The 25205-nt window shown below is 58.3% G+C and carries 26 protein-coding genes; 14 read left to right on the top strand and 12 right to left on the bottom strand.

The window, feature by feature from the left end:
• Positions 1-47: 47 nt before the first annotated feature.
• The 8 genes from M8T91_RS16370 (at position 48) to trpC (ending at position 7776) form a co-directional block, all read left to right on the top strand.
• Entirely contained in the window at positions 48-1241 is a 1194-nt protein-coding gene (locus M8T91_RS16370; RefSeq protein WP_301415257.1) for an aminoglycoside phosphotransferase family protein, read from the top strand.
• Positions 1242-1293: 52 nt separating this feature from the next.
• Positions 1294-2001 (top strand): nucleotidyltransferase family protein, encoded by a 708-nt coding sequence (locus M8T91_RS16365; RefSeq protein ID WP_301415255.1) that lies wholly within the window; start codon positions 1294-1296, stop codon positions 1999-2001.
• Between the two features lie 18 nt (positions 2002-2019).
• Complete coding sequence (rpe, locus tag M8T91_RS16360) at positions 2020-2682, top strand: ribulose-phosphate 3-epimerase (RefSeq protein WP_301415254.1); 663 nt, start codon at positions 2020-2022, stop codon at positions 2680-2682.
• Positions 2683-2918: 236 nt separating this feature from the next.
• Positions 2919-4430, top strand: coding sequence for an anthranilate synthase component I (gene trpE, locus M8T91_RS16355; RefSeq protein WP_301415252.1), 1512 nt, complete (start codon positions 2919-2921; stop codon positions 4428-4430).
• A complete protein-coding gene (locus M8T91_RS16350) occupies positions 4417-5277 on the top strand; it encodes an ion transporter (protein WP_301415251.1) in 861 nt (286 codons plus the stop codon). Before trpE ends, M8T91_RS16350 begins: the two co-directional genes overlap by 14 nt.
• Positions 5277-5855: an anthranilate synthase component II gene (locus tag M8T91_RS16345; protein WP_301415249.1), complete on the top strand. Its 579-nt coding sequence runs from the start codon at positions 5277-5279 to the stop codon at positions 5853-5855. The genes M8T91_RS16350 and M8T91_RS16345 overlap by 1 nt, the downstream gene beginning before the upstream one ends.
• Positions 5856-5935: 80 nt before the next feature.
• Positions 5936-6985, top strand: a complete 1050-nt coding sequence (gene trpD / locus M8T91_RS16340) for an anthranilate phosphoribosyltransferase (RefSeq protein WP_301415247.1) — start codon at positions 5936-5938, stop codon at positions 6983-6985.
• Positions 6982-7776 carry an indole-3-glycerol phosphate synthase TrpC gene (gene trpC, locus M8T91_RS16335; RefSeq protein ID WP_436970307.1) on the top strand — a complete coding sequence of 265 codons (795 nt, stop codon included), beginning with the start codon at positions 6982-6984 and terminating at the stop codon, positions 7774-7776. Before trpD ends, trpC begins: the two co-directional genes overlap by 4 nt.
• A gap of 79 nt (positions 7777-7855) precedes the next feature.
• On the opposite strand, the gene crp is transcribed toward trpC, so the two are convergent.
• Positions 7856-8491 (bottom strand): cAMP-activated global transcriptional regulator CRP, encoded by a 636-nt coding sequence (gene crp, locus M8T91_RS16330; protein ID WP_301415245.1) that lies wholly within the window; start codon positions 8489-8491, stop codon positions 7856-7858.
• A gap of 96 nt (positions 8492-8587) precedes the next feature.
• On the opposite strand from crp, the gene M8T91_RS16325 reads away from it, so the two are divergent.
• Entirely contained in the window at positions 8588-8734 is a 147-nt protein-coding gene (locus tag M8T91_RS16325; RefSeq protein WP_301415243.1) for a hypothetical protein, read from the top strand.
• A 68-nt stretch (positions 8735-8802) separates the two neighbouring features.
• Positions 8803-9210 (top strand): OsmC family protein, encoded by a 408-nt coding sequence (locus M8T91_RS16320; protein WP_301415241.1) that lies wholly within the window; start codon positions 8803-8805, stop codon positions 9208-9210.
• A gap of 133 nt (positions 9211-9343) precedes the next feature.
• On the opposite strand, the gene coq7 is transcribed toward M8T91_RS16320, so the two are convergent.
• The 11 genes from coq7 to M8T91_RS16265 all read right to left on the bottom strand — a co-directional run bounded on the left by coq7 (position 9344) and on the right by M8T91_RS16265 (position 21336).
• A complete protein-coding gene (gene coq7 / locus M8T91_RS16315) occupies positions 9344-10045 on the bottom strand; it encodes a 2-polyprenyl-3-methyl-6-methoxy-1,4-benzoquinone monooxygenase (protein WP_301415240.1) in 702 nt (233 codons plus the stop codon).
• A complete protein-coding gene (purD, locus tag M8T91_RS16310) occupies positions 10042-11346 on the bottom strand; it encodes a phosphoribosylamine--glycine ligase (protein ID WP_301415239.1) in 1305 nt (434 codons plus the stop codon). Before purD ends, coq7 begins: the two co-directional genes overlap by 4 nt.
• A 129-nt stretch (positions 11347-11475) precedes the next feature.
• Positions 11476-13047, bottom strand: a complete 1572-nt coding sequence (gene purH / locus M8T91_RS16305) for a bifunctional phosphoribosylaminoimidazolecarboxamide formyltransferase/IMP cyclohydrolase (protein ID WP_301415238.1) — start codon at positions 13045-13047, stop codon at positions 11476-11478.
• A gap of 149 nt (positions 13048-13196) precedes the next feature.
• On the bottom strand, positions 13197-13505 hold the full coding sequence (gene fis / locus M8T91_RS16300; RefSeq protein WP_301415237.1) for a DNA-binding transcriptional regulator Fis: 309 nt from the start codon (positions 13503-13505) through the stop codon (positions 13197-13199).
• On the bottom strand, positions 13502-14440 hold the full coding sequence (gene dusB / locus M8T91_RS16295; RefSeq protein WP_301419127.1) for a tRNA dihydrouridine synthase DusB: 939 nt from the start codon (positions 14438-14440) through the stop codon (positions 13502-13504). The genes fis and dusB overlap by 4 nt, the downstream gene beginning before the upstream one ends.
• 247 nt (positions 14441-14687) lie before the next feature.
• Positions 14688-15920 carry a DUF3426 domain-containing protein gene (locus M8T91_RS16290; RefSeq protein ID WP_301415236.1) on the bottom strand — a complete coding sequence of 411 codons (1233 nt, stop codon included), beginning with the start codon at positions 15918-15920 and terminating at the stop codon, positions 14688-14690.
• Between the two features lie 33 nt (positions 15921-15953).
• Positions 15954-16877 (bottom strand): 50S ribosomal protein L11 methyltransferase, encoded by a 924-nt coding sequence (gene prmA, locus M8T91_RS16285; RefSeq protein ID WP_301415234.1) that lies wholly within the window; start codon positions 16875-16877, stop codon positions 15954-15956.
• A 120-nt stretch (positions 16878-16997) separates the two neighbouring features.
• A complete protein-coding gene (gene accC / locus M8T91_RS16280; protein ID WP_301415232.1) occupies positions 16998-18338 on the bottom strand; it encodes an acetyl-CoA carboxylase biotin carboxylase subunit in 1341 nt (446 codons plus the stop codon).
• A 15-nt stretch (positions 18339-18353) separates the two neighbouring features.
• Positions 18354-18821 (bottom strand): acetyl-CoA carboxylase biotin carboxyl carrier protein, encoded by a 468-nt coding sequence (gene accB, locus M8T91_RS16275; RefSeq protein ID WP_301415231.1) that lies wholly within the window; start codon positions 18819-18821, stop codon positions 18354-18356.
• A 3-nt stretch (positions 18822-18824) separates the two neighbouring features.
• Complete coding sequence (gene aroQ, locus M8T91_RS16270; protein ID WP_301415230.1) at positions 18825-19301, bottom strand: type II 3-dehydroquinate dehydratase; 477 nt, start codon at positions 19299-19301, stop codon at positions 18825-18827.
• Positions 19302-19542: 241 nt separating this feature from the next.
• Complete coding sequence (locus tag M8T91_RS16265; protein ID WP_301415229.1) at positions 19543-21336, bottom strand: protein-disulfide reductase DsbD family protein; 1794 nt, start codon at positions 21334-21336, stop codon at positions 19543-19545.
• Positions 21337-21465: 129 nt separating this feature from the next.
• Between M8T91_RS16265 and M8T91_RS16260 the strand changes: the two genes are divergently transcribed.
• The 4 genes from M8T91_RS16260 to M8T91_RS16245 all read left to right on the top strand — a co-directional run bounded on the left by M8T91_RS16260 (position 21466) and on the right by M8T91_RS16245 (position 25194).
• The gene (locus M8T91_RS16260) at positions 21466-22191 is read left to right on the top strand and encodes an N-acetylglucosaminyltransferase (protein ID WP_301415228.1); all 726 of its coding nucleotides are present in this window, start codon (positions 21466-21468) and stop codon (positions 22189-22191) included.
• Positions 22188-22661, top strand: coding sequence for a copper chaperone PCu(A)C (locus M8T91_RS16255; protein WP_301415227.1), 474 nt, complete (start codon positions 22188-22190; stop codon positions 22659-22661). Before M8T91_RS16260 ends, M8T91_RS16255 begins: the two co-directional genes overlap by 4 nt.
• 41 nt (positions 22662-22702) lie before the next feature.
• Positions 22703-23269: a YajG family lipoprotein gene (locus M8T91_RS16250; protein ID WP_301415225.1), complete on the top strand. Its 567-nt coding sequence runs from the start codon at positions 22703-22705 to the stop codon at positions 23267-23269.
• Between the two features lie 173 nt (positions 23270-23442).
• Positions 23443-25194 carry an EAL domain-containing protein gene (locus M8T91_RS16245; protein WP_301415224.1) on the top strand — a complete coding sequence of 584 codons (1752 nt, stop codon included), beginning with the start codon at positions 23443-23445 and terminating at the stop codon, positions 25192-25194.
• Positions 25195-25205: the final 11 nt, after the last annotated feature.

The raw sequence follows: 25205 nt of genomic DNA, 5'->3' as shown, positions 1-25205 counted from the left end.
CGACAGCTATCCAGCCGGGGCGCGCAACAACCTTCGCGTGATTCTACTTGAATGTAGAAGTGGTTGATAGCCACAGGGCGGGTACAGGGGAAGGGTGTATCGCCGCCGCTGGACGTGAATGGCTACAGGGTTACAATGCAGCCTGGGAAATGGGAAACTTCCGGGGTATGAACAAGCGGTTGGCCGGTGGGATGGAAGAGGGGTATGTTGTGCGTGATGACCTGCGGCGCGAGCAGTTGGCTCGCTGGGTGGGTCGAGCCCTGGAAATGGACAGGGCTGTTGCGCTCCTTGATCTCGCCGGAGATGCGGGCTTCCGGCGTTACTTCCGCACCGGTACTGAACCTCGCCTGGTGGCCGTCGACTCCCCACCTCAGCGCACGAACCCCGCCCGCTTTGTGGCTCTGGCGGATTACCTGCGGCGCAATGGCATCCATACCCCGATGGTGATTGCGGCGGATACCGCAAAGGGCTTTCTCCTGCTGGAAGATCTCGGGGATATCCAGTTATTCTGCGCGCTCAATAAAGACAGCGTTGAGGGCCTTTACGCAGAAGTTCTGAGCGAGCTGCTGTGTTTGCAGCAGATACCCCGCGAAGAAGCGCTGTTGCCAGCCTACAGCCGGGAACTGTTACTGGCGGAGATGCGTATTATGCCGGAATGGCTGGCGGGAAAAATGCTTGGCTATTCCCTCAGTGAACCGGAGGTACAGTTACTGGAGATGACCTTCCGGCTTTTATTGGAAAGTGCTGCCGAGCAGCCTCAGACCCTGGTGCACAGGGACTACCACAGTCGTAACCTGATGGTCCGAGGGGGGCAGCGCCCCGGTATTATGGATTTTCAGGATGCTGTCTGGGGACCGGTCACTTACGATCTTGCCTCCCTGTTGCGCGATTGTTATATACGCTGGCCGCGCGAACGGGTCGTGCGCTGGGCCCTGGCCTATGCCGCCACTGCCGAATCGGCGGGGATTTTGGAACCTGTGGCTCAGGAAAGGTTCATACGCTGGTTCGATTGGATGGGCCTGCAGCGCCATATTAAGGTACTCGGCCTGTTTCCGCGCCTGTTACTACGGGATGGGAAGCGGGGATATTTGCAGAATCTACCGCTGGTGATTCGCTATGTGTTGGAAATCTCCGAACGCTATCCTGAATTGAAACCCTTTGGCGAATGGTTTGGCAGTGAGCTGCTGCCACTGATCGAGCGACAACCCTGGTACAGCGATTACCGTATGGCCGGAAGCTAGCATAGGCAGGCTACAAAAAATACGTTGCAAGCACATTGTATAGATTAATGAGATGACCCAGCGCAGAGAGACTCCCCCGGCCATCGCCATGGTGCTGGCCGCAGGCTTCGGACGCCGCATGCGCCCGCTCACGGACCAAATACCAAAACCTCTGCTGTCTGTTGCCGGAAAGCCACTGATAGAACACGCGCTGGAGCGTCTGCGGGGTATCGGTGTCCGGCGTGTGGTGATCAACCTCGGCTATCTCGGGCAAAAAATCCGGGATTACCTGGGCGGAGGAGAGCGCTGGGGACTGGATATTTGCTATTCGGTGGAGCATGAAGAGCAACCTCTGGGGACCGCCGGCGGTATCCTCAAGGCCATGCCCCTTTTGGGGGATGCCCCCTTTCTGGTGGTCAATGGCGATGTCTGGTGTGACTTTGACCTGTCCCAGTGGGTGGCCCGACCGCTACCGAAACACTGTCCGGGACGGTTGCTGATGGTGCCAAACCCCCCGCACAATCCGGAGGGTGATTTCGGTATTGAGCGGGGGCTGTTGTCGGGTGGCTCCAGGCCCCGCTACACTTTTGCCGGCATCAGCTGGTTGCGACCGGAGATGCTCACCGGCTATGCGAAATTGCGAGATTGCTTTGGTCTGGGGGAGGTGTTTACCTTGAATGAAGACAGGTTGCAGGCAGAGTTGTACACAGGGGATTGGTGTGATGTGGGTACCCCGGAGCGCCTGGAGCAACTGCACCGCCGGTTGGCCGCGGAATACTGAGTGACTAAGGGTATGGAAATGCCAGAATACAAGATTGCCCCATCCATCCTCTCCGCCGACTTCGCGCGGCTGGGGGAAGAGGTGGAAACGGTGTTGTCAGCCGGAGCTGATTGGGTGCACTTCGACGTTATGGATAATCGCTATGTGCCGAATCTCACGATTGGTCCCATGGTGTGCCAGGCTCTGCGTGAACACGGCATCGAAGCTCCGATTGATGTGCACCTGATGGTGGAGCCGGTCGATGACATGATTCGTATGTTTGCCGATGCCGGCGCCAACTATATCACCTTCCATCCGGAGGCCTCCCGTCACCCGGACCGCTCCCTGCAGTTGATCCGCAGCCTCGGCTGCAAAGCTGGCCTGGCACTCAATCCGGCCAGCAGCCTGGATGCGGCCAAATATGTCATGGACAAGCTGGATATGATCCTGCTTATGTCAGTCAATCCGGGCTTTGGGGGCCAGAAGTTTATACCGTCAACGCTGGCCAAACTCCGTGAGGCACGCAGGATGATCGATGCCTCCGGCTTTGATATTCGACTGGAAATTGACGGGGGCGTCAATCGGGACAACATTGCGGACATCGCCGCCGCTGGCGCCGACACCTTTGTGGCGGGGTCCGCCATCTTTGGCACAGCGGACTACGCTGAGGCCATTGGCGCTCTGCGCAGTAGCCTGGGCTGATCAATGCCCCGCGAGCGGGTTCTTGCCCACCGCTCGGGGGCTTTGTAAACTGGTGTACCTTGTAAAGAGGGAATCTCCGTGAATCGTGTTGCCCCCCTGACTATCCACTGGCGATGGCGCCACTGACCCATTGAGGCTCAATCGGTAGTCACTGCCAATTCGGCCGCCCTCCCCTTAAGCGCTGCCATTAATCGGGCGCGCCTAGCCAAGCAATACAAAGACAGTCTGGAGTCTCTATGACCCCAAGTGAATATGCCCGGCTCGTGTCTGCGGGCTATAACCGGATACCGCTGGTGCGCCGTGTACTGGCGGATATCGAAACGCCGTTATCCACGTACCTGAAGCTCGCGGTGGGGCGCTACAGTTACCTGTTCGAATCTGTGCAGGGGGGCGAAAAATGGGGCCGCTATTCCATTATCGGGTTGCCGGCGCGGACCCTGTTGCGGGTAAGCGGCAATATGGTGGTCGTGGAACGGGATGGGGAAGTGGTGGAGAGTGAAACCTCGGCGGATCCGCTGACGTTTGTGGAGCGTTTTCAGAAACGTTACCGGGTGCCGGAATTGCCCAACCTGCCGCGCTTCCACGGTGGGCTGGTAGGCTATTTCGGCTACGATTGCGTGCGCTTTATTGAACCGCGCCTGGCCCTCAGCACGCCACCGGATACTCTGGACAATCCCGATATTTTGCTGATGGTCAGTGATGAGCTGGTGGTGTTCGACAACCTGGCCGGTGCGGTGATCTTTATCGTCCATGCCGATCCGGAGCAGTCGGCTGCTTTCGAGCGGGCGCAACAGCGTCTGGATCAGCTGGTCAGCAGGCTTGCACAGCCGCTGCCGAATCTGGTGTCTATGGACCTCGACGGCATGGGGATCGACGAGGGCGCCTTCCACTCCCACTTTGGTGAAGGGAATTTCAAGAACGCGGTGGCGCGGGTTAAGGAATATGTCCTGGCCGGTGATGTCATGCAGGTGGTGCCGTCGCAACGGCTGTCCGTACCTTTCGATGCGCCGCCATTGAATCTCTACCGCGCCCTGCGCAGTCTCAATCCTTCCCCCTATATGTATTTTCTCGATCTGGGGGACCACCAGGTGGTGGGGTCCAGTCCCGAAATCCTGGTACGTCTGGAGGAGGGGGAAATAACGGTGCGCCCCCTGGCGGGCACCCGCCGTCGCGGTGATTCGGAGTCAGAGGATCAGGCTCTGGAAAAGGAGTTGCTGGCCGACCCCAAGGAGCGGGCTGAACACCTGATGCTGATCGATCTGGGGCGCAACGACGTAGGGCGTGTGGCGGAAACCGGCAGTGTGCGGGTGACTGAGCAGATGGTGGTGGAACGCTATTCCCATGTCATGCATATCACCTCTAATGTGACCGGCCATCTCAGAGCTGGCCTGAGCGGTATGGATGCCTTGCGTGCTGCCCTGCCTGCTGGCACCCTGTCTGGGGCGCCAAAAATCCGCGCGATGGAAATCATTGATGAATTGGAGCCGGAAAAACGCGGCATCTATGGTGGCGCCGTGGGTTATGTGGCCTGGAATGGCAATATGGACACCGCCATTGCGATCCGCACTGCCGTGATCAAAAATGGCCGGCTGTTTATCCAGGCCGGCGCCGGTCTGGTGGCGGACTCCGACCCCCAATCTGAATGGGATGAAACCATGAATAAGGCCCGTGCGCTGTTCCGCGCTGCAGGTATGGCCCTGGCCAGTCGTTGTGATGCAGTAAAGACCGAGCAAGATGAGCGAAGTTAGTATTCCCCAAAAGTTCTCCTTTGCCGCACGCTGCCAGCGTATTGTTGCAGCACCGCTGTTTAATCAGATGATTATTGGCGTAATTTTACTCAATGGGATTGCGGTTGGGCTGGAGACTTCCAGTTGGATGGTGGAGCGTTTTGGCCTGTTGCTCGGTGGCATCAACCAGCTGGTGCTGGGGGTGTTTATTCTGGAGGCGGCGGTCAAGATCGCCGCTTATGGATCGCGCCCGTGGCGCTATTTTACCAGCGGCTGGAATTGTTTTGATTTCACCATTATCGTCTTGAGCCTGATTCCCGCGGCGGGGCCACTGGCAACCCTGGCACGACTGGTGCGCGTTCTGCGGGTTTTGCGCCTGGTTTCCGCTTTTCCGGAATTGCGCGTTCTCGTGGATACCCTGCTGCGCAGCCTGCCGAGCATGCTGCATATTGCGCTATTGATGGGGATTATTTTTTATATCTACGGCGTGGCCGGTTATTTTCTCTTCCATGAAATTGATCCCGTACACTGGCGCAGTCTGCCAATTGCCCTGCTGAGCCTGTTTCGCATTGTTACCTTCGAGGACTGGACCGACATTATGTATATCGCTATGGAGGCGATGCCCTGGGCCTGGGTCTATTTTGTCAGCTTCGTAGTGATGGGCGCCTTTGTAATGATTAATCTGTTTATTGGGGTTGTGCTCAATAATCTGGAGGAGGCCAAGCTGCGCCGCATGGACGAGTTGCGCCTGCCGCCGAGCCAGGCAGAGATACTGCGGGAGCTGCGCGCAACCCAGATGTCCCTGGTGCGCCTGCAAAAGCGCATGGAGGCAAGTGATTATTCAGCAAAGGTAATGGGGGCCGAGTAATGATTCTGATGATAGACAACTACGATTCCTTTACTTGGAATGTGGTGCAGTATCTGCAGGAACTGGGCGCGCAGGTTGAGGTCAAGCGCAATGACGAGTTTGCCCTTGAGGAGATTGAAGCAATGTCCCCGGAGAAAATTGTGATCTCCCCGGGGCCCTGCACGCCCAATGAGGCGGGTATTTCCCTTGATGTGATTCGCCGCTTTTCCGGCAGGATTCCGATACTGGGGATTTGCCTCGGCCACCAGAGTATCGGTCAGATCTTTGGCGGCAGGGTGGTGCGTGCGCGCCGGGTAATGCATGGTAAAACCTCCCCTATCGTGCACAATAACTTGGGGGTATTTCACGGTCTGTCCAATCCTTTCGAGGCGACCCGCTACCATTCCCTGGTGGTGGAGAAGCAGAGTCTGCCGGAATGCCTGGAGATTACCGCCTGGACTGAAACCGAAGACGGTGAGATCGATGAAATCATGGGGTTGCGCCACCGTGAACTGGCGGTTGAGGGGGTGCAGTTTCACCCCGAGTCCATTCTCACCGTGCACGGCCACGACATGGTGCGGAATTTTCTCGAGTCCTGATTTTCTGGGACAAACGATTGCAGGACAGGCCGCTGCCTGTCCTGCACAATAAACCACAGAGCAGGGCCAAGGGGAGCAGCATGAATATTCAACAAGCCATCGCCAAACTGGTGGATGGGGAGCATCTCACCCGTGTGGAAATGCGCGAGACCATGGGCCAGATTATGTGTGGTGAGGCGGAGGAAGCCCAGATTGGCGCGCTGCTGGTCGCAATGCGTATCCGCGGTGAGACCGTCGATGAAATCGTAGGTGCCGTGGAAACCATGCGCGCGCTGGCCACCAGGGTGGAGCTGAATCTGGATAACACCGTGGATATTGTCGGCACCGGTGGCGATGGCGCCAACCTTTTCAATGTTTCCACTGCCAGTAGCTTTGTTGCGGCGGCGGCGGGTGCCAGGGTGGCCAAGCATGGCAATCGCTCGGTTTCCTCCAGCAGTGGTTCCGCCGACCTGCTCGAGCGCGCAGGTGTTTTTCTTGAGCTGAGTCCGGAGCAAATGGCCCGCTGTGTGGAAACTATCGGTATTGGCTTTATGTTTGCCCCCAGCTTTCACAGTGCGGTACGCCATGTGGGGCCGGCACGCAAGGCGCTGGGGTTGCGCACCATTTTCAATCTACTCGGCCCCATGACCAACCCCGCGGGTGTCAAACGCAAGGTGATTGGAGTCTATGAGAAGCGCTATTGCCGCTTACTGGCCGAGGTGCTTAAGCACCTCGGTTCCGAGCATGTACTGGTACTGCACAGTGATGACGGCCTGGATGAAGCCAGTCTCGCTGCGGACACTTTTGCCGTGGAGTTGAAAGGCGGGGTTGTTGCAGAATTTCTGCTGCGCCCGGAGGACTTCGGCTTACAGCGCCGTGATCTGAGTGGCCTCAGTGTATCCGGTCCCGAGGATTCCCTGGTGTTAATTCGCGATGCCCTCGGCAAGCGCTCGACCGTGAATGGGCAAAAAGCTGCGGATATTATTGCCCTGAATGCCGGCCTGGCCATTTATGTGAGTGGTGTAGCGACCACCGCTGGGCAGGGTGTCGCCATGGCTCAGGATGCGATCGACAGTGGTCTCGCCGCTGAGAAAATCCATGACCTGGTCGCTTTCAGTAGTGCCTTCCGTCCAGAGGAGGTGCGATCGTGAGCACCCCCACGATTCTCAACGCCATTATTGCGCGCAAATGGCAGGAAATCCGAGAGCGCAAGTCCCGGTGTACCCTGGAAGAGATGCGCTTGCGCGCAAGAGACCAGGCCCCTGTGCGGGGTTTTGTGGCTGCACTGGAACGCAAGATTGCCGAAGGTGAAGCCGCAGTGATTGCGGAAATCAAAAAAGCCTCTCCCAGCAAAGGGGTGATCCGCGAGGATTTTTTGCCTGCGGAAATTGCCACCAGCTATGAAAAGGGTGGTGCGGCTTGTCTGTCGGTACTGACCGATGTCGATTTCTTCCAGGGAGCCGACAGCTATTTGCAACAGGCGCGCAATGCGGTGCGTCTGCCAGTATTGCGCAAGGACTTTACCGTGGACCCCTACCAGGTTTACGAAGCGCGGGCTATCGGGGCCGACTGTATCCTGCTGATTGCCGCCTGTCTGGAGGATCAGCAAATGCAGGATCTCAACGGTTTGGCACGGGAGCTCGGTCTGGATGTGTTGGTGGAAGTGCATAACCGCCGTGAGTTGGAGCGCGCGCTGGTTCTGCAGAACCGCTTGATTGGTATCAACAACCGCGATCTGCACACCTTCGAGGTACACCTGGAAAATACATTTAAACTGCTCGACCTGGTGCCTTCTGACCGCATTGTAGTGACCGAAAGCGGCATTCATACCACCGATGATGTCGCGGCCATGCGTGGGCACAGCGTCGATACTTTCCTGGTGGGTGAGGCGTTTATGCGCGAGCGGGAACCCGGACGCAAATTGATGGAGATGTTTAACTGAGCTGTAATCTTTTTATGCGGCTGAACAAAAACAGGCGATCATAGGATCGCCTGTTTTTGTTCTGTGTCATCGCTTGGGCTCAGCGGGTGCCGTAGACCACCATGGTTTTGCCTTTAACGGAGACCAGACCCTGTTCTTCCAAAGTCTTCAGCACCCGCCCCACCATTTCCCGTGAACAGCCGACGATACGACCGATTTCCTGGCGGGTAATTTTAATCTGCATCCCCTCGGGGTGTGTCATTGCATCGGGCTCATTGCACAAATCCAGCAGGGTGCGCGCCACGCGTCCGGTGACATCCAGGAATGCCAGATCACCGACCTTGCGCGTGGTATTGCGCAGGCGACCCGCCATTTGTGTGGCCAGGGCAAACAGGAACTCGGGGTGCTGGCGGGTCAGCTCCTGGAATTTGGTGTAGGAGATTTCCGCCACCTCGCACTCGGTTTTAGTGCGTACCCAGGCACTGCGGGTATCCTGATCAAAGAGCCCCATCTCACCGAAAAAGTCCCCATCATTCAAGTAGGCGACGATCATCTCTCGGCCCTCGTCGTCCTCAATTAGCACGGTTACCGAGCCGCGTATAATAAAATACAGGGATTCACAGCGGTCGCCGGCATAGATAATTGTGCTCTTGGCCGGGTAGCGACGCCGGTGGCAATGGGCCAGAAAGTCTTCAATATTGCCGATGGTTATGGGTTCTTCGATAGCAACCGTCACGATGTATTCCTCATTTTTGTCTCGTGCTCTATCCAGGCTTGAGCAGCGGAGCACTGTTGAATTATCGCGCGAAAAAAGCGTCCCCAACAGAGGTTGATGGTGGCAAAGTTCCGCATTGTGACCTGTGACACTCTGGTACTGGCGGGATTGGACTTCAGTATGGCTCAGGTGTCACTGGCATCTGCTGAAATGGTGCTGTGGGGCATTTCGCGCGGAGGCGTGCAGACACTATACCGGAAATAGGCGGACACCGGGATAATCTTGCGCAATATGCTAAGCTTTGCGACTTGGAATTTCGTGGGGGGATGCGAATGCGGGGCAAGGTAACCTGGGTCAGGGATGTCATGTTTGTCGGTGAAGCCGGCAGTGGGAATGCAGTGGTGATGGAAGGTGGGCGCTCCAATAACGGCGTTCGCCCCATGGAAATGATTTTGCTGGGTGTCGGCGGTTGTGCCGCCTATGATGTTGTTTCTATTCTGCAGAAAGCGCGCCAGAATATTATTTCCTGCCATTGTGAACTGGATGGGGCACGACCGGATACAGGCCCCTCGCCGTTTGAACGGATAGATATGGAATTTGTGGTGCGTGGTTGCGGGCTGAAAGAAAGTCATGTGGCGCGGGCGGTGAGGCTCTCCGCGGAAAAATACTGTTCCGCCTCTATTATGCTGCGCAATGCCGGGGTGGAGATAGTACACCGCTACCGTGTTGAAGAGGCGTGATTGAAATACTGCCGGAATAATCGGGCGGCGATAAAACTGGGCGCACGAAGCCATTGTATGATCGCGTGCAACCATCCCGTAAAAGCCACTTGCGTGATTCCCTGGAGCACGATCACCACTCGGCGTATTGTCCTCAGATTCTATAGCTGGTGGAGGTCATTACTTTTGCCACCAGCGACATAACGCCCTTAACGGGCCGGGGAAAACGACGCCCACCGGCAGACAGTGCTGCGTGGGCGTGCGCCTCCTCGTCGATCAGCATCTGCTTTACCACCGCGCGACTTTTCTTGTCCCGGCTCGGCAGTTTTTCCAGGTGGTCCTGCAGGTGTTTACATACCTGTTCCTCGGTAGCAGCCACAAAGCCCAGGCTGATGCGGTCGCTGATCTTGCCGGCGGCGGCGCCGAGGCCGAAAGACAGGCCGTACCAGAGGGGGTTGAGCCAGCTGGGCCGACTGTCCAGTGCCTGCAGGCGCTGTTCACACCAGGCCAGGTGATCTATCTCCTCATCGGCGGCGCGTGCCATTTCGCTGCGCACTTTCGCCAGTTTCGCGGTGAGTGCCTGGCCCTGATAGAGCGCCTGGGCGCAGACTTCGCCACTGTGATTGACCCGCATCAGGCCGGCGGCATGTCTGCGTTCCGAGCTGCTGAGTTCGGCCTCTGCCTCGGCCCTGGCAGGGGAAGGCCGCCCATGGCAGGGTTCACCGGGGCTCAGGGTGCGCAGGGCCCGGTCGGCCTGGACAAGCAAGCGGTCGAGCCCGCTCAGATGGCGTTTACCCACAGGCTGCACGCGCTGCTGCGTTGACTCCCGGGTGCCGCGGTCCTGTGTTGTTGTCATGGCTGTTCTCCGGCAGTGACCTCTTCTCTCTCGATGGCGCGATAGCCGATATCCCTGCGATAGAAGAGACCATCCCAGTAGATGGCGCGTGCCGCCGTATAGGCATTGGTCTGGGCATCGGCAACACTGTCGCCCAGAGCTGTGGCGCACAAGACCCGCCCACCATTGGTCACCACGCGGTTTCCATCTTCGGCGGTACCGGCGTGGAAGATTTTTGCCCGGTCACTGCCGGCGCTCTCCAGGCCGCCAATGGCATCACCCCTGCGATAGCTGCCGGGGTAGCCGTGTGCGGCGAGCACCACACCCAGGGCCGGGCGCGGGTCCCATTCGGCCTGTGCGCGGTCGAGTTTGCTGTCCAGGGCGGCCAGGCAGAGGTTCACCAGATCGGACTTGAGGCGCATCATGATGGGTTGTGTTTCCGGGTCGCCAAAGCGGCAATTGTACTCGATGACCCTAGGCGCGCCCTGCGGGTCGATCATCAACCCCGCGTAAAGAAAACCGGTGTAGGGTATACCCTCAGTAGCCAGCCCCTGCACGGTGGGTTCAATCACTTCTCGCATAATGCGCAGGTACACACTGTCTGTGACCACCGGAGCAGGGGAATAGGCACCCATGCCACCGGTGTTGGGGCCGGTGTCGCCATCGCCAACCCGCTTGTGATCCTGGCTGGTGGCCATGGGCAGTATGTTCTTGCCATCGACCATCACGATAAAACTGGCCTCTTCCCCCTGCAGGAATTCCTCAATCACCACCCGGCAGCCGGCATCGCCAAAGGCGTTACCAGACAGCATATCCCGCACTGCCAGTTCAGCCTGCTGTTCGGTTTCCGCCACGATCACGCCTTTGCCGGCGGCGAGGCCGTCTGCCTTCACGACGATTGGGGCTCCGCATTCGCGAATATAGTCAATGGCCGGGTCAATCTCGGTGAAATTGCGGTAGGCGGCGGTGGGAATCTTGTGACGCTGGAGAAAATCCTTGGTAAAGGCCTTGGAGCCCTCTAGTTGGGCGGCACCCTTGCTGGGGCCGAAAATGGCGAGGCCACGACCATTGAAGAAGTCCACAATGCCGTCAACCAGGGGTGCCTCGGGGCCGACGATGGTGAGTGCCACCGCATGTTCCTCGGCAAAATCTGCCAGGGCGGAGAAGTTGTCCACACCGATGGCGACGTTTTGCAGTCCGGTTTCGCGCGCGGTGCCGGCATTGCCCGGTGCCACAAATACAGTGCCTACAGCCGGATTTTGTGCGGCCTTCCACGCCATTGCGTGTTCCCGGCCACCGGCACCGATAACCAATACATTCACTGTTCAATCCCCCTGAATAGACCTGATTGGTCTGTTGAGTCGATATTTGTTGCACTAGTGTAACGCGGAATCGGTGCGGGGAAAGCCTTGCCGGTCGGCCGTGCAGGCACGGGGATGCCCCACTCCAGCTCAGTGGCGGAAGTGACGTATGCCGGTAAAGACCATGGCCATATCGTGTTCATCCGCTGCCGCGATCACCTCTTCATCGCGCAGGGAACCGCCCGGCTGGATGACCGCTCGGACGCCTGCGGCAGCGGCATTGTCGATACCGTCGCGAAAGGGGAAGAAGGCGTCTGAGGCCATCACGGAACCCTGCACCGCGAGGCCGGCCTGCTCGGCTTTGATCGCGGCTATGCGCGCGGAATTGACGCGGCTCATCTGGCCGGCGCCCACACCGATGGTACGGCCGTCTTTACCGTAAACGATGGCATTGGATTTGACGAACTTGGCGACTTTCCAGGTAAATAACAGGTCGCGAATTTCATCTTTGCTGGGCTGGCGCCTGGATACCATGGTCAAATTGGCAGCGGTAATAATAACGTCGTCACGTTCCTGTATCAGCAGGCCGCCGTTGACGCGTTTGTAGTCCAGCTCTGGCACGTGTCCTGAATCCCACGGACCGCACACCAGCAGGCGCAGGTTCTTCTTTTCCGCAACGGCCTGCCTGGCCTCTGCGGAGACGGATGGCGCGATGATCACTTCGACAAACTGGCGCTCAACAATGGCCCGCGCTGTGGCGCCGTCCAGTGCGCGGTTAAAGGCGATAATACCGCCGAATGCGGACTCTCTGTCGGTGGCAAAGGCCAGGTCGTAGGCCTTGCAGAGCTCTTTGGCAATGGCTACGCCGCAGGGGTTGGCGTGCTTGACAATCACACAGGCGGGCTCGTCGAACGCTTTCACACACTCCAACGCCGCATCTGTGTCGGCAATATTGTTGTACGACAGCGCTTTCCCCTGCAACTGGGTGGCGGTGGCAATACTTGCCCCGGTCGGCTTGGCTTCCGTGTAGAAAGCGGACTGCTGGTGGGGGTTCTCACCGTAGCGCAGATCCAGCTTCTTGATGAACTGGCTGTTGTAAGTGTGCGGGAACCGCTGTGTTTCGCTGTCTTTGATACTACCCAGGTAGTTGGCGATAGCGCCGTCGTAGGCGGCGGTGTGCTCAAAGGCCTTCACGGCCAGATCGAAGCGGCTGGCATAGCTGAGCGCGCCTTCGTTGGCTCTCATCTCATCCACAATGCCTGTGTAATCGCCGGCATTTACCACGATAGCGACGTCGTTGTGGTTCTTGGCCGCTGCGCGCACCATGGTGGGGCCGCCGATATCGATATTGTCGATAGCATCTTCCAGTGAGGCGCCCGGTCTGGTCACGGTCTGTGTGAACGGGTAGAGGTTCACAACCACCATATCGATTGGGGCAATGCCGTGCTTGCGCATGACGGTGTCATCGGTGCCACGGCGACCGAGGATGCCGCCGTGTACCAGGGGGTGCAGGGTTTTCACGCGCCCATCCATCATCTCGGGAAAACCGGTATGGCTGGAGACCTCGATGACCGGAATGCCGTTTTCTCTCAGTTTCCGGTAGGTGCCACCGGTAGAGAGCATTTCAACACCCATTGCGCAGAGTTGCTGGGCAAACTCAATGATGCCACTTTTGTCGGAGACACTGATCAGTGCGCGGCGGATCGCTACCTTGTCTGTCATTGCACTTGGTCCAACTGATTTTTGCAAAGGATTCGCCACCGGCTTTCTGCCAGGTTTCCAGTGCGGCGGCGAAAATGACGGTGGGGGAAATAGGGAAGGGGGGTGAGAGACCCCACCCCCCTTCGTGCCATGCTTACGCTGACGACGGCTTACAGCAGTCCGTAGCGCTTCAGCTTCTTGCGCAGAGTGCCGCGGTTGAGGCCCAGCAGCTGAGCGGCGCGGGTTTGGTTGTGGCGGGTATGTTTCATTACGACTTCAAGCATGGGGGCTTCTATCTCTGACAGCACCATGTCGTAGACTTCGGTCACTAATTGGCCATCCAGATGCCGGAAGTAGTTTTCCATCGCCTGCTCAACGGCATCCCGCAGGGATTGCTGTTGAGGCTGTGCTAATTGTGTCTGCCCCCTGGAGGATACCTCTTCGCTGCCAGTATCCGGAATCAATACGTCATTGTTCATGCCGCTTGTGCCCCTCTCGTTATTCGGCGTTCAAACCACTCGTGAACGCTGGCATTTTGTACTTCTGCGTTCTCTATTTGGAAAAAGGTCTTGCGGAAGGACTCGCTGTTTGCAAGTGTCTTCAAGTACCAGCCCACGTGCTTGCGGGCGATACGGACCCCCATCAATTCACCGTAAAACCGGTGCAGCTCACCTAAATGCGTGAGCAGTATTTTTCTGACTTCATCCAATGTCGGTTCGGGCAACCGCTCACCGGTGGCGAGGAAATGGGCTATCTCCCGAAAAATCCAGGGTCGTCCCTGTGCGGCGCGGCCGATCATCACCGCTGCTGCGCCAGTGTAATCAAGCACCTCGCGGGCTCTATCCGCACTGGTGATATCGCCATTGGCAAAAACCGGGATTTTAACCCGGGATACAATGTCGGCAATGGTATCGAATTCAGCTTCCCCGCGGTACCCGCAGGCGCGCGTGCGGCCGTGAACTGCCAGTGCAGCGATCCCGGCATCCTCGGCCATTTTGGCAATAGTGGTGCCATTGCGAAAATCCGGACACCAGCCTGTGCGGATTTTCAGTGTCACCGGCACCGAAGCCGACTGAACTACCGCCTGGAGAATGTCCGCAACCAGCTTTTCATCCCTCAGCAGCGCCGAACCAGCGGCCTTTTTGCACACTTTTTTTGCCGGGCAGCCCATATTGATATCGATAATCTGCGCGCCACGACGCACATTCTCCCGGGTGGCTTCGGCCATCCTCTCGGGGTCACCACCGGCGATCTGCACTGACACGGGTGCCATTTCACCGCAGTGATCCAGGCGAAACCGGGACTTGCGGCTGCCCCACAGGCGGGTGTCTGAGGTCACCATTTCCGAGACAGCCAGTCCGGCGCCAAGTTGGCGGCACAGTTGGCGAAAGGGGCGGTCGGTCACACCGGCCATTGGCGCCAAAATTACCGGACTGTCGATAATATAGGGACCTATGGCAGTGGGCACGGCAGCTCCATTTCTCTGGAAGGGGCCGCTCAAGACCCTGCAAAACAGCGGCCTATGATAGCGGCTGGTGGGGTATTGGAAAAGCGAAAAAGCGGACAATTTGATCGATCCCTGTGCATTTAGCCTGCAGAGTGGTCGATTTTTGTTGTTTTAAGTGCCAATCCGGTAGGAGGTATTGGCGTAAAGCCAAGCTTCAGTGTGTGATATTCAACTCGTAGTTAACCGCTTCGGCGCCGGGGTCCACTATCTCAATAGCGAGATGAATCGGACTTGCCGGTGGCATCAGTTTGCGGCCCGCGAGTTCGCCCTGGAGGTATTCCTGAGGCGTAAACCGGCGGCTGGCTACCGCTATGTCTTTCAGGTCAGTGAACTGCAATAACAGACTGGGGAAAGGCTGGGGGTAGGGCGCCGTATTGAGCAGCACTGCATCTACCACCAGGGCCCCGTTTCGCTGGGGGTGGCTGCGCACCATTAGGTTGGAAGCCTGTATGGCGTTGGGGTCCCTGAGCTGGGGCAGGGAACAACCGAACACAGGGCAGGTCGCGGCATACAAGCTGCGCCAGGGCTGTTTTTTGTTGAGGGTGTCAAACTGGAAATAGGCCACCTGCGCGAGCAGTGTGAGGGTCAACAGGGACAGTAGCCCCCCCCACAGCCAGGGGTGTGTGGCTTTTTGCTGTGGAGAGCCCCAAATCATTTCCACAGGCACTGGCTGAATGGAGGAGATCAGTGGCTCGCCTCCCGGTTCCGTACCAGCTGTATTCACGAAAGCAAAAAAAGGTTCTCTACGCTCCCCCGCTTCTTCCCTCAGGGGATCGGAAGGCCTTTGTGCTGACAGTGTTGCTAAGGGGGGCTGACCGCAAGTGTGACCTTGTGATTGTTTCCCCGCGCTGGTCTGTGGGGCGTTTGCGCCGCTTGCCGATCCGGTCGGAGCAATATCTGAGCCAGAGATAGGGTCGTCATCGGGCTTGAGCACATCGCCGAGGTCTTCATCGGGCCTCTCTCCAGACACTCTTTCAGGGTCCGGCAGCTGCCAATCACTATCGCCAAATGCCTCTCCGATGACGGGGGCCGAATCCCCCTCACTGTGTGTATCTACCGGGGACGGTTCCGCTGCAGTCTCTCTCTCTGGCGCTGGTTGTCGGGTCGGCGGGGGAGGAGCGGGGGACAGCTGCCGTTTCTCTGTCTTCGATTCAGTCTCATCCAGCTCCATATCATCGTGGATCAGGAAGTCGTCGTCTTCCAACAGTGTCTCGAGCAGCGAGTTGGAGATCTCGGTATCCGTATCGTTGAAGACGATGTTTTCGTCTGCACGGAACACTTGCAGGCAGGAGCCGCAACGCACCGTACCGCGTGCGGCGCGCAGTTGCTGACCGTTGACATGAAATGCGGTGTTGCAATGGGGGCAGCGGGTGACCAGTTGGGACATTCGATTGTGACGCAGTGTGTTTTGCGGCCAAGTCTACCAGTCTCCCCGGCCCCCGCGTAGTGGTGCCTGGCGCATTTGACGGACACGGGTGCCGCTCAGGCGCACCCAGTTCGCCCGCTCCCGATCTTCGTCGAATGCAACATGCTGTCTGTAGGCTGCCTTCACCTGTTGCGCCTGGGAGGCAAGGATACCCGACAGGCAGATGCGACCGCCGATCCTGGTCAGGTCAATCAATTTGCAGGAGAGTTCCATCAGGGGGCCCGCCAGGATATTGGCGAGCAGGATATCCGCCGGTTCCCGCGGCATCTGTTCCGGCAGATAGACCGGAAAGCGCTCGGGGTCTATACCGTTGCGTGCAGCGTTGCTACGGCTGGCGATCAGTGCCTGCGGATCAATGTCGGCACCCATGGCGCGCTCGGCACCCAGGAGCAGGGCGCCGATACCCAGGATGCCGGAACCGCAGCCGAAGTCGATCACGCTTCGGCTTTGCAGTGGCTCCTCGGCCAGCCACTGCAGGCAGAGAAATGTGGTGGGGTGGGTGCCGGTGCCGAAGGCAAGGCCGGGGTCGAGCAGCAGGTTGATCGCCTCGGGGTGTGGGGGCTGACACCAGCTGGGACAGATCCACAGGTTTTCGCCACACCGGATGGGTTTGTAGTGGGACATCCACGCCCGCTCCCAGTCCCGGTCCTCCAGTTGCTCCCAGTGGGCGTTGGGCAGCGGTGCGCTGAGCAAGGCGGCCACTTTGGCCTCTGTGGCCGCCGTGTTGATTTCCGCATGGAACAGACCGGTCACCCGGGTCTGATCCCAGAGGGGGGCCTCGCCGAGTGCGGGTTCGAGAATAGGCTGATCGGCATTGTCCTGCAGGGAGACGGAGACGGCACCGGCCAAAAGCAGGGCCTCCTCAATCTTTTCTGCGTGTATGCGATTGGTGTCGACGCGAAATTGCAGCCAGGGCATTGGGGTTCCGTGGTGGATCGATACGATTTGGGGCGGACTCGCCCTCAGGATTTCAATACCGGCTGCCATCCATGGCAACGGGGTTCGCCACCAGGTGGCAGAGTGTGTGCAGACGCGGCATTACAGCCCCAGTTTTTTCTCCAGGTAATGGATATTCACCCCACCCTTGGCAAAGGCTTCATCCCGTACCAGCTCCTCCTGCAGGGGAATATTGGTTTTGATACCGTCCACCACGAGTTCGGACAGGGCCACGCGCATACGCGCCAGGGCGGTGTCGCGGTCTTCCCCATGGGTGATGACCTTGGCAATCATCGAATCGTAGTTGGGGGGTACTGAATAGCCCGAGTAGAGGTGGGAGTCTACGCGTACACCGAAACCACCGGGCATATGGAAGTTGTTCACCGTGCCTGGGCTCGGGAAAAAGGTACGCGGGTCCTCTGCGTTAATACGGCATTCAAAGGAATGACCGCGAATCGCGATGTCTGCCTGTTGCAGGGAGAGTTTCTCGCCCGCACAGACGCGGATCTGCTCCTTGATCAGGTCGATACCGGTGACCATTTCGGTAACGGGGTGCTCCACCTGGATGCGGGTATTCATCTCGATAAAATAGAAGTGCTGGTCCTCGTAGAGAAACTCGAAGGTTCCGGCACCGCGGTAGCCGATGTCGATACAGGCTTGCACGCAGGCCTCCTGCACGCGCCGGCGCACCGCATCGGGAATCCCCGGTGCGGGGGCTTCCTCAAGCACTTTCTGGTGGCGGCGCTGCAGGGAGCAGTCGCGATCGCCCAGATGCACAGCATTGCCCTGGCCGTCAGACATTACCTGGATTTCCACATGGCGCGGGTTCTGGAGGAATTTTTCCATATACACGGTGCCATCACCGAAAGCGGCTTGCGCTTCGGATTTGGTGACGGCGATGGCATTGATCAGGTCCGCTTCATGCTCAACCACGCGCATACCGCGGCCACCACCGCCGGATGCAGCCTTGATGATAACGGGGTAGCCGATCTTGCGCGCGATCTCCAGGCAGCCCTCGCTGTTATCAGGCAGCGAGCCATCGGAGCCGGGGACTGTGGGGACGCCGGCTTTTTTCATTGCGGCGATAGCGGAAACCTTGTCCCCCATCAGGCGGATTACATCCGCGGAGGGGCCAATAAAGGTAAAGCCACTTTTTTGCACCTGTTCCGCAAAGTCGGCGTTTTCGGCCAGGAAGCCGTAGCCGGGGTGCACAGCAACCGCGTCGGTAATCTCCATCGCGGAGATAATGGCCGGTACATTCAGGTAGCTTTGTGGTGAAGGGTTGGGGCCAATACACACCGATTCATCGGCCAGGCGCACATGCTTCAGATTGCGGTCCACCAGAGAGTGCACCGCCACGGTAGCGATACCCATTTCTTTACAGGCACGCAAAATCCGCAAGGCGATTTCGCCCCGGTTGGCGATCAGGATTTTGTCAAACATGGTCACTAACCCCGCTCAGACAATGGTCACGAGCGGCTGATCAAATTCTACCGGCTGGCCATCTTCCAGCAGAATGGCTCCAATGGTGCCGGCCTTGTCGGCTTCGATCTGGTTCATCATCTTCATCGCCTCGACAATGCAGATAACATCACCGACCTTGACCTGTTGACCCACCCTGACGAAAGGCTCGGCACCGGGGCTGGGTGCCGCGTAGTAGGTGCCTACCATGGGTGACTTCACCGCGTGGCCGCTGATCTCCGGTTTGGACTCCTGTTCGCTCGCGGCAGCGCTTGGAGAGGGTGTCGCCGGCACAGTCGCCGGTGTGGCGGGGGGGGGGGCACTGTATACCGGGGCGACGGGTTGTGCAGCGCTACTCACACCGCGGCTGATGCGCACGGACTCTTCGCCCTCCTTGATCTCCAGCTCACCGATATCCGATTCTTCGAGCAGTTCGATTAGTTTTTTAATTTTGCGGATATCCATAGTTCAATCACTCGCAGGTTTGACTCGTTGATGTCGGGGTGCCATATCCAACTGGTGTATGGCCGCCTGTAGGGCCAGTGTGTAGCTGTGCGGACCGAAGCCGGACACTACACCACAGGCCAAATCGGAAAGATAGGAACGATGCCTGAAGGTCTCCCTGGTATGGGGGTTGGACAGGTGCAGTTCAACAAAGGGTATGGCAACTGCCGCCAGGGCGTCCCGCAGGGCCACGCTGGTGTGGGTAAAGGCCGCCGGGTTGATGACGATAAAATCGACATCGGTAGTCGCGGCCAGGTGGATGCGGTCCAACAGGGCCGCTTCGCTGTTGCTTTGCAAGGTCTCCAGCGTGTGGCCGGCAGCACTGCACTGGTGAGCGGCGGCCTCGTTGACTTCAGCGAGGGTGGTGACACCGTAGATGTGCGGCTCCCGGCTGCCAAGCAGATTGAGATTGGGGCCGTGCAGGAGAAGAATTTTGGCCATAGTACGCTCCGGGAAGATTGCCGGAAAATCACACCAAACTGTTTTAAAGGACGATTTCGCAGTAAACGCGAAAGTTGAGCTTTGTTGCCGGAGTGTGCCGCAAAAGTGACCCTGTGTCCATGCTCTTCGGGTAGTTTAGAGAAGTTAGCGACAATTCGGCGATATTTGCCTAAAATTAACGCAAAATATACATATTAAGACGGTTTGGCCAGATGTATGGCTGTCGAGACGGCATTTTCCCTTACGGGGTTGAAGAGGTGCTCAGCCCGCCTCGGGCTGCGGCCTCAAGGTCCGCCAGTAATTCACGGCGCGACAGTATTTGCGGCAGAATCTTGGCTTCACCACCGCCGGCGGGATAGAGGAGGTACAAGGGGACGCTGGTGCGCTTGTACTTGGCCAGCAGCGCACTGATGTGGGGGTCCTGATTGGTCCAGTCCCCCTTGAAGGCCACAATCCCCAGTTGTTCAATGGCGTGGCTCACGGCATCACTCGACAGCACCATTTGTTCATTCGCCAGGCAGGTAATACACCATGCAGCAGTCATGTTCGCCAGTACAGCGCGGCCCTCACTGCGCGCGGCATCCAGTTTTTCGGCTGAGTAGGGCTGCCAGTAGCCGCTGGACTGTTGTTGAGTCTGGGGTGCAGTGCTGAGGTGCGGCAATAATAATACGGCCAAGACCAGGGCCACCGCCGCCACGCAACCCTGCAGCCACCGCCACTGGTGGCGGGGCCAGAGCCACAGGGCAAAGGCGATTGCCACAGCACCGGTGAGTACCAGAGCGACGCCATCCCCCCCGGTTTGCCGCCCCAGTACCCACAGCAACCAGACTGCGGTCAGGTACATGGGGAAGGCCAGCAGTTGCTTGAGCCGATCCATCCAGGGTCCCGGGCGCGGCAGTTTTTCTGTCAGGGTGGGTAGGTGAGTCAACAACAGGAAAGGCGCGGCCATTCCAGCGCCCAAGGCGGCAAAAATACTGAGTGCCAGCACAGCCGGCTGTGTCACAGCGAATCCCAGCGCAGATCCCATCAGTGGCGCCGTGCAGGGGCTGGCCACCAGGGTGGCCAGGGCGCCGGAAGCCAGGGAGCCGCGCAAACCCCGGCTGTTGTTCAAATGACCGCCGATGCCCATCAGGCTGCTTCCGAATTCGGTGACACCGGAAAGGCTGAGTCCCATCACAAAGAACAGGTAGGCCAGGGCGGCCACCAGCCACGGGGATTGTAATTGGAAGCCCCAGCCGATTGCCTCGCCACCGGCACGCAGCGCCAGCATGACCGCGGCAATGGCGACAAAACTCAGAATAACGCCGATACTGTAGGCCCAGCCGTGGTGGTGGCGCTGGCTGGCACTCTGTGCTGCCTGACTCACTGACAGTAGTTTGATCGAGAGTACCGGAAAAACACAGGGCATCAGGTTTAACAACAGTCCGCCGGCGAAAGCAAACAACAGTGCCAGGGGCACAGTAATGGCACGGTTGTTATTCTCCTGGGGGGAGAGCGCTTGGGTATCCGGGGTTGCGACATTTCGGGGAGGTGTCCCCAGCATCCGGATACTGCCGTTGCCGCTGTCCACGCTGTAGTGACGGGTTTGTGGTGGATAGCAGAGTCCAGCATCGGCGCAGCCCTGATAGTGCAGCTCCAACTGCACGACCTTGCCGGTGTCCGCAAGGCGGATGGGGAATTCCAGTTGACCGCGGTAGACTTCGGTTTCTTTTTCGAAGTAGTCATCCCAGATTACCTCGCCGCTCGGCAGGCTCAGGGGCAATTTGGTCTTTTGTCCGTTTTCAATACGGTAGAGGGCAAGTTTTTCGCGGTAGAGGTAGTATTCAGGGGCTATTTCAAAAATAGCACTGAGCTGGCTGCCGCTCAGCAAAAGGTCCTGCCGGTAGGCTTCGTCAACCGGCAGAAAGGGATTGTCCAGAGTGTCGTTGAGGGTGGCAAAAGGACTGCCGGGGTCTTGCCCCTGGGCATTGGCGCCGGGCACCAACAACAGGATTGCCAGCAGGGCGAGGAACTTATTTCTGAAAGTTTTGGTCATCACAGCCATTGACGAAAAAATTCATTATAGTCGGAGGTACAGCTCTGACTGTTGTGCCGGGTGGGGGTTCAGTCGCACCAGCAGTATAGCGATGTCAGCGGTACAAAAAAACAACAGCGGGAGATTGATTTGCCGTCATTTGAACGCCTTCACAGCCTCGGGATCTGCCTGCTGGTGGCCGGTGTGCTCGGGGCCTGTTCCGCCAATAAGCCTATCCGGCCTCCGGCCACTCCCCCGCCTGAGAAAACGGGGCCTTCGCCGGAAGAGATTCGCCAGAGCAATGTGACTTTTTTTCTCAAGCGTGCCGAGCAGGCCCTGCGCAAGGGCTACCTGACTCAGCCGGCCGGTGCCAGTGCCTATGACTACTATCTGCGCGCGCAGCAATTGGACCCGGGCAATCGCCGGGCCCGGGCCGGTATTCAGACCCTGGTGGTCACCTATGTCGAACAGGCCCGTGAGGCTCTGCGCCAGCGTGGCTTTGGCGAAGTGGAAACACTGCTCAAACGTGCTGAGATGCTGGCACCGGGCAATTCACTGGTGGTGGAATTGCGCCGGCAACTGGTTCGTGAGCGGGAGCGCGCCCGCTTCGATCTTCCCGAGGGAGAGAGCATTGGCCTCCCGGTAGCGGAACTCAATGCCAGGTCGGAACAACTCGCAGGGCAGTTGCAGCGCCTGGCTCGGCGCATTCGCAGTGAGCAGTTGCGCGTCATTATTGTCGCGCGCGATGATGCCGAGGGGCGCTGGATTTACCAGCAACTGCGCGAGGCTGTACCCGGTTATCGGGTGCGGGGGGATATTAAAGTCGGCAGTCCAGCGCGACTGCTTCTAGTTCAATCCGGTGGCAAGAGCCCATGAAAAATCCATTGATAGCAGTCTGGATAATATTCGGCACAGCGCTGCTGTGTGCGACACAGGCTCGGAGCACGACCCCGGTCCTCACGGTGGCAGGCTATGCCCGTGAAACACTGCCGGGAGCGCCCATGAGCGCCGCCTATCTGTCCCTGCACAATACCGGAATGCAGGCAATGCTGCTGACCGAGGTGACGCTGCCGGAGGTAGAAGGTGCCAGTGCCGACCTGCACTCTACGGAGCACAGGGGCGGTGTCAGCCGTATGCGCCGACTGCAGCATCTAGCTATCGAAGCTGGAGAGCAACTGGAGATGGCACCTGGCGGAGTGCACCTGATGCTCAATGGGCTCCGTCTCCAGGCAGGGGAAACGCTGCTGTTGCGTTTACTCTTTGCGGATGCCTCGCACCTGGATATCCGGGTGCCGGTCATACGTATGGATGGAGTGAATAAGGCCCAGCATCAGCACCATGAATGAAACAGATTCATGTTTTTTTATCGAGGTAAAAGGGGGGAAGAATGAAAAACTGGTTGCTTGCAGGGGTCTTTTGTCTGGCCAGCTGCGCTTATAGCCCGCTGCAGATTCAGGTATACCCCGAGTTCCTGGTCACTGCAGACGCCATAGGGTCCGGCCATACCCTGAGCGTACAGGGTATCAATGAACTGCCCGGTGGTGGTTTGGGCTCTCTCGGTGGGGTCTACTCCGAGACGTCCCGAGTCAGTGTTGCCAATGATGCGGGTGAGGCGATAGCGGCCGGACTGCGGCGGGGATTTGCCAACTGGTCTTTTCGTGTGACCGATACCGCCTCCCAGGTGCAGGTGGTCGCAAGGCTGGTGCGGCTGACCTATAACAGCCCCGATATGGTGTACACCACCACCATCGATACTTCTGCTGAGATTCACCTGGAAGTTAAAGTTGGTGCTGCTACCTATTTCGGAACTTACAGCGCTTCCGGCACAGATCGAAATCTGGTCAAACCCAGCCGGGAGGAGGTGGAAGCCCGGGTGAACAACATACTGGGTGCAACCCTGCAACGGGTATTCGAAGACGTGAAATTGAAGGAGTTCCTGTACACACACTTATGAGCGTGCCATTTAGCTACTGTGATGAAAAGACAGGCTGGGAGGCTGAATCATTGAAGAAAATCGGCGACCCCGGACGCTGATGTCGGTCAAATTGCTCAGCGTGCCGAATGGAAAGCCCCGTGATCCTCTCTGCTTGTGGGGAGGGGTGCCAAGCCTTTTGTGAGTGTGTGGCCATGACACTGTTTGATCCTAAATCCGCAGAATATTTGGGGCCACTGGCCCAGTTGGAGAAAGGTTTGAACCCCTGTGAGGGAATCAGCCTGCAAGCGGCGGAGGCGGCGCTTGGGGAGGTTGCCGATGGGGTCATTGTGACCGACGCTGGCGGGATCGTTCTGTATGCCAACCCTCTGGTCAGTGAAATGACCGGTAATCTGGTTGGTCTGTTGCCCGGCCAGCCCCTCAACGAGGGGCTGCAGCTCTGTGATACCCAGGGTGCGCCCTTGCCGTCGCCACTACCGGATATCCCTGTGCGCGAAGTCCCCAGCATGCGTGAAATTCAGGCTTACATCCTGCGCTGCGACGGCGCCCGTGCTCCTCTGGAAGTAACCCTGCAGGTGATGGCGTTGTGGGATGCCGGTACCTTGAAAAATTATGTGCTGGTGTTGCGGGATACCTCTGCTGCAAGGCGGGTTTCCACGCGTCTCAGTTGGCAGACCAGCCACGATGCCCTCACCCGTCTGCCCAATCGCCAGTATTTCGAAAGTGCATTGCAAAAGCTTCTGGCCCAGTGTGTCGACAAGCGCCAGCACCATGTCCTGCTGTATCTGGATATCTATCAGTTCAAGGTCATCAATGACACCCTGGGCTTTGTCGCGGGGGATCAGTTACTGGTGCAATTGGTGGCTTTGCTGCAGCACAACCTGTGCAGTGCCGACCTGTTTGCCCGTGTGGGCAGCGATGAGTTTGCCATTTTGCTGCGGGACTGCACATTGGGGGAGGGTGGCCGGGTGGTGGCGCGTCTGCGCGATGCGGTTCAGGACTTCAGCTTTGACTGGGAGGGCGACAACAATCGCGTGGCAGTCTCGATCGGGGTTGTGGGGGTGGACTGCTTTACTGCCAACGCCAGCCAGCTGCTGGCCTCTGCCAACGATGCCTGTTGTTCCGCGCGGGAGCAGGGGCGAAACCGGGTCAAGCTGTTTGGGGACTCCCGCAAGGTGCTGGAGCATCGACGGGAGACCACCTGGGTTGCAGAAATCCATGCCGCCTTGCGGGAGGATCGCCTGGTTCTCTACCGCCAGCCGGTTATTTCCCTGAAGGGAGGGCGCAAACTGCATCACTACGAGATTCTGGTGCGGATGCTCGGTCGCGATGGCGGGGTGATTTCACCGGGCCTGTTTCTGCCCGCCGCGGAGCGTTACGGACTGATTGAAGAGGTGGATCGCTGGGTGATCCGGCGTGTGTTCCACTATATGGCGCGGGAGCAGCGGACCGGGTTCCCCGGGGCCAGTTACGCCATCAATGTTTCCGGTATCAGCCTTGGCGATGATACCTTTGCCGGCTTCGTCTCCCAGGAGCTGGCTGAGGCGAGGCTTACACCCTCGCGGGTACAGTTTGAGATAACCGAGACCAGTGCCATCAACAATCTGGAAAGGGCGCTGGTCTTTATTCACAAGCTGCGTGCCGCCGGTTGCAGTTTTGCCCTCGACGATTTTGGTCGCGGTGTCTCCTCTCTGGCTTACCTGCGCCAGCTGCCGGTGGATTTTCTCAAGATTGATGGCAGTTTCGTGCGTAATATGCTTGAGGATGAAATCGATAGCGCCATGGTCAGTACCATTGATCACCTGGCCAAGTGTATGGGCATCAGTACCATCGCAGAGTATGTGGAAAGCCCCGAGGTGATGGAAAAACTCCACCGGATGGGAGTGGATTATGCCCAGGGATTCGGTATTGCCCCTGCCACGGCGCTTCCGGAGATCGATGGCTGAACGCGTGCGCT

This window comes from Microbulbifer sp. MI-G, assembly GCF_030440425.1.
Classification (GTDB): Bacteria; Pseudomonadota; Gammaproteobacteria; order Pseudomonadales; family Cellvibrionaceae; genus Microbulbifer; species Microbulbifer spongiae.
Note: the sequence above shows the minus strand (reverse complement) of the source record. Positions and strands in the feature narration are given on the sequence as shown.

Coding starts and splice junctions, on each gene's coding strand:
- coq7 (WP_301415240.1), bottom strand. CDS start 10,045: ATGACAACAACACAGGACCGCGGCACCCGGGAGTCAACGCAGCAGCGC.
- purH (WP_301415238.1), bottom strand. CDS start 13,047: ATGACAGACAAGGTAGCGATCCGCCGCGCACTGATCAGTGTCTCCGAC.
- M8T91_RS16245 (WP_301415224.1), top strand. CDS start 23,443: ATGACACTGTTTGATCCTAAATCCGCAGAATATTTGGGGCCACTGGCC.
- M8T91_RS16320 (WP_301415241.1), top strand. CDS start 8,803: ATGCGGGGCAAGGTAACCTGGGTCAGGGATGTCATGTTTGTCGGTGAA.
- M8T91_RS16290 (WP_301415236.1), bottom strand. CDS start 15,920: ATGTCCCAACTGGTCACCCGCTGCCCCCATTGCAACACCGCATTTCAT.
- accB (WP_301415231.1), bottom strand. CDS start 18,821: ATGGATATCCGCAAAATTAAAAAACTAATCGAACTGCTCGAAGAATCG.
- M8T91_RS16325 (WP_301415243.1), top strand. CDS start 8,588: ATGGTGGCAAAGTTCCGCATTGTGACCTGTGACACTCTGGTACTGGCG.
- prmA (WP_301415234.1), bottom strand. CDS start 16,877: ATGCCCTGGCTGCAATTTCGCGTCGACACCAATCGCATACACGCAGAA.
- trpE (WP_301415252.1), top strand. CDS start 2,919: ATGACCCCAAGTGAATATGCCCGGCTCGTGTCTGCGGGCTATAACCGG.
- aroQ (WP_301415230.1), bottom strand. CDS start 19,301: ATGGCCAAAATTCTTCTCCTGCACGGCCCCAATCTCAATCTGCTTGGC.
- M8T91_RS16365 (WP_301415255.1), top strand. CDS start 1,294: ATGACCCAGCGCAGAGAGACTCCCCCGGCCATCGCCATGGTGCTGGCC.
- M8T91_RS16345 (WP_301415249.1), top strand. CDS start 5,277: ATGATTCTGATGATAGACAACTACGATTCCTTTACTTGGAATGTGGTG.
- rpe (WP_301415254.1), top strand. CDS start 2,020: ATGCCAGAATACAAGATTGCCCCATCCATCCTCTCCGCCGACTTCGCG.
- fis (WP_301415237.1), bottom strand. CDS start 13,505: ATGAACAATGACGTATTGATTCCGGATACTGGCAGCGAAGAGGTATCC.
- M8T91_RS16255 (WP_301415227.1), top strand. CDS start 22,188: ATGAAAAATCCATTGATAGCAGTCTGGATAATATTCGGCACAGCGCTG.
- M8T91_RS16250 (WP_301415225.1), top strand. CDS start 22,703: ATGAAAAACTGGTTGCTTGCAGGGGTCTTTTGTCTGGCCAGCTGCGCT.
- trpD (WP_301415247.1), top strand. CDS start 5,936: ATGAATATTCAACAAGCCATCGCCAAACTGGTGGATGGGGAGCATCTC.
- accC (WP_301415232.1), bottom strand. CDS start 18,338: ATGTTTGACAAAATCCTGATCGCCAACCGGGGCGAAATCGCCTTGCGG.
- M8T91_RS16265 (WP_301415229.1), bottom strand. CDS start 21,336: ATGACCAAAACTTTCAGAAATAAGTTCCTCGCCCTGCTGGCAATCCTG.
- M8T91_RS16350 (WP_301415251.1), top strand. CDS start 4,417: ATGAGCGAAGTTAGTATTCCCCAAAAGTTCTCCTTTGCCGCACGCTGC.
- dusB (WP_301419127.1), bottom strand. CDS start 14,440: ATGGCCGGTGTGACCGACCGCCCCTTTCGCCAACTGTGCCGCCAACTT.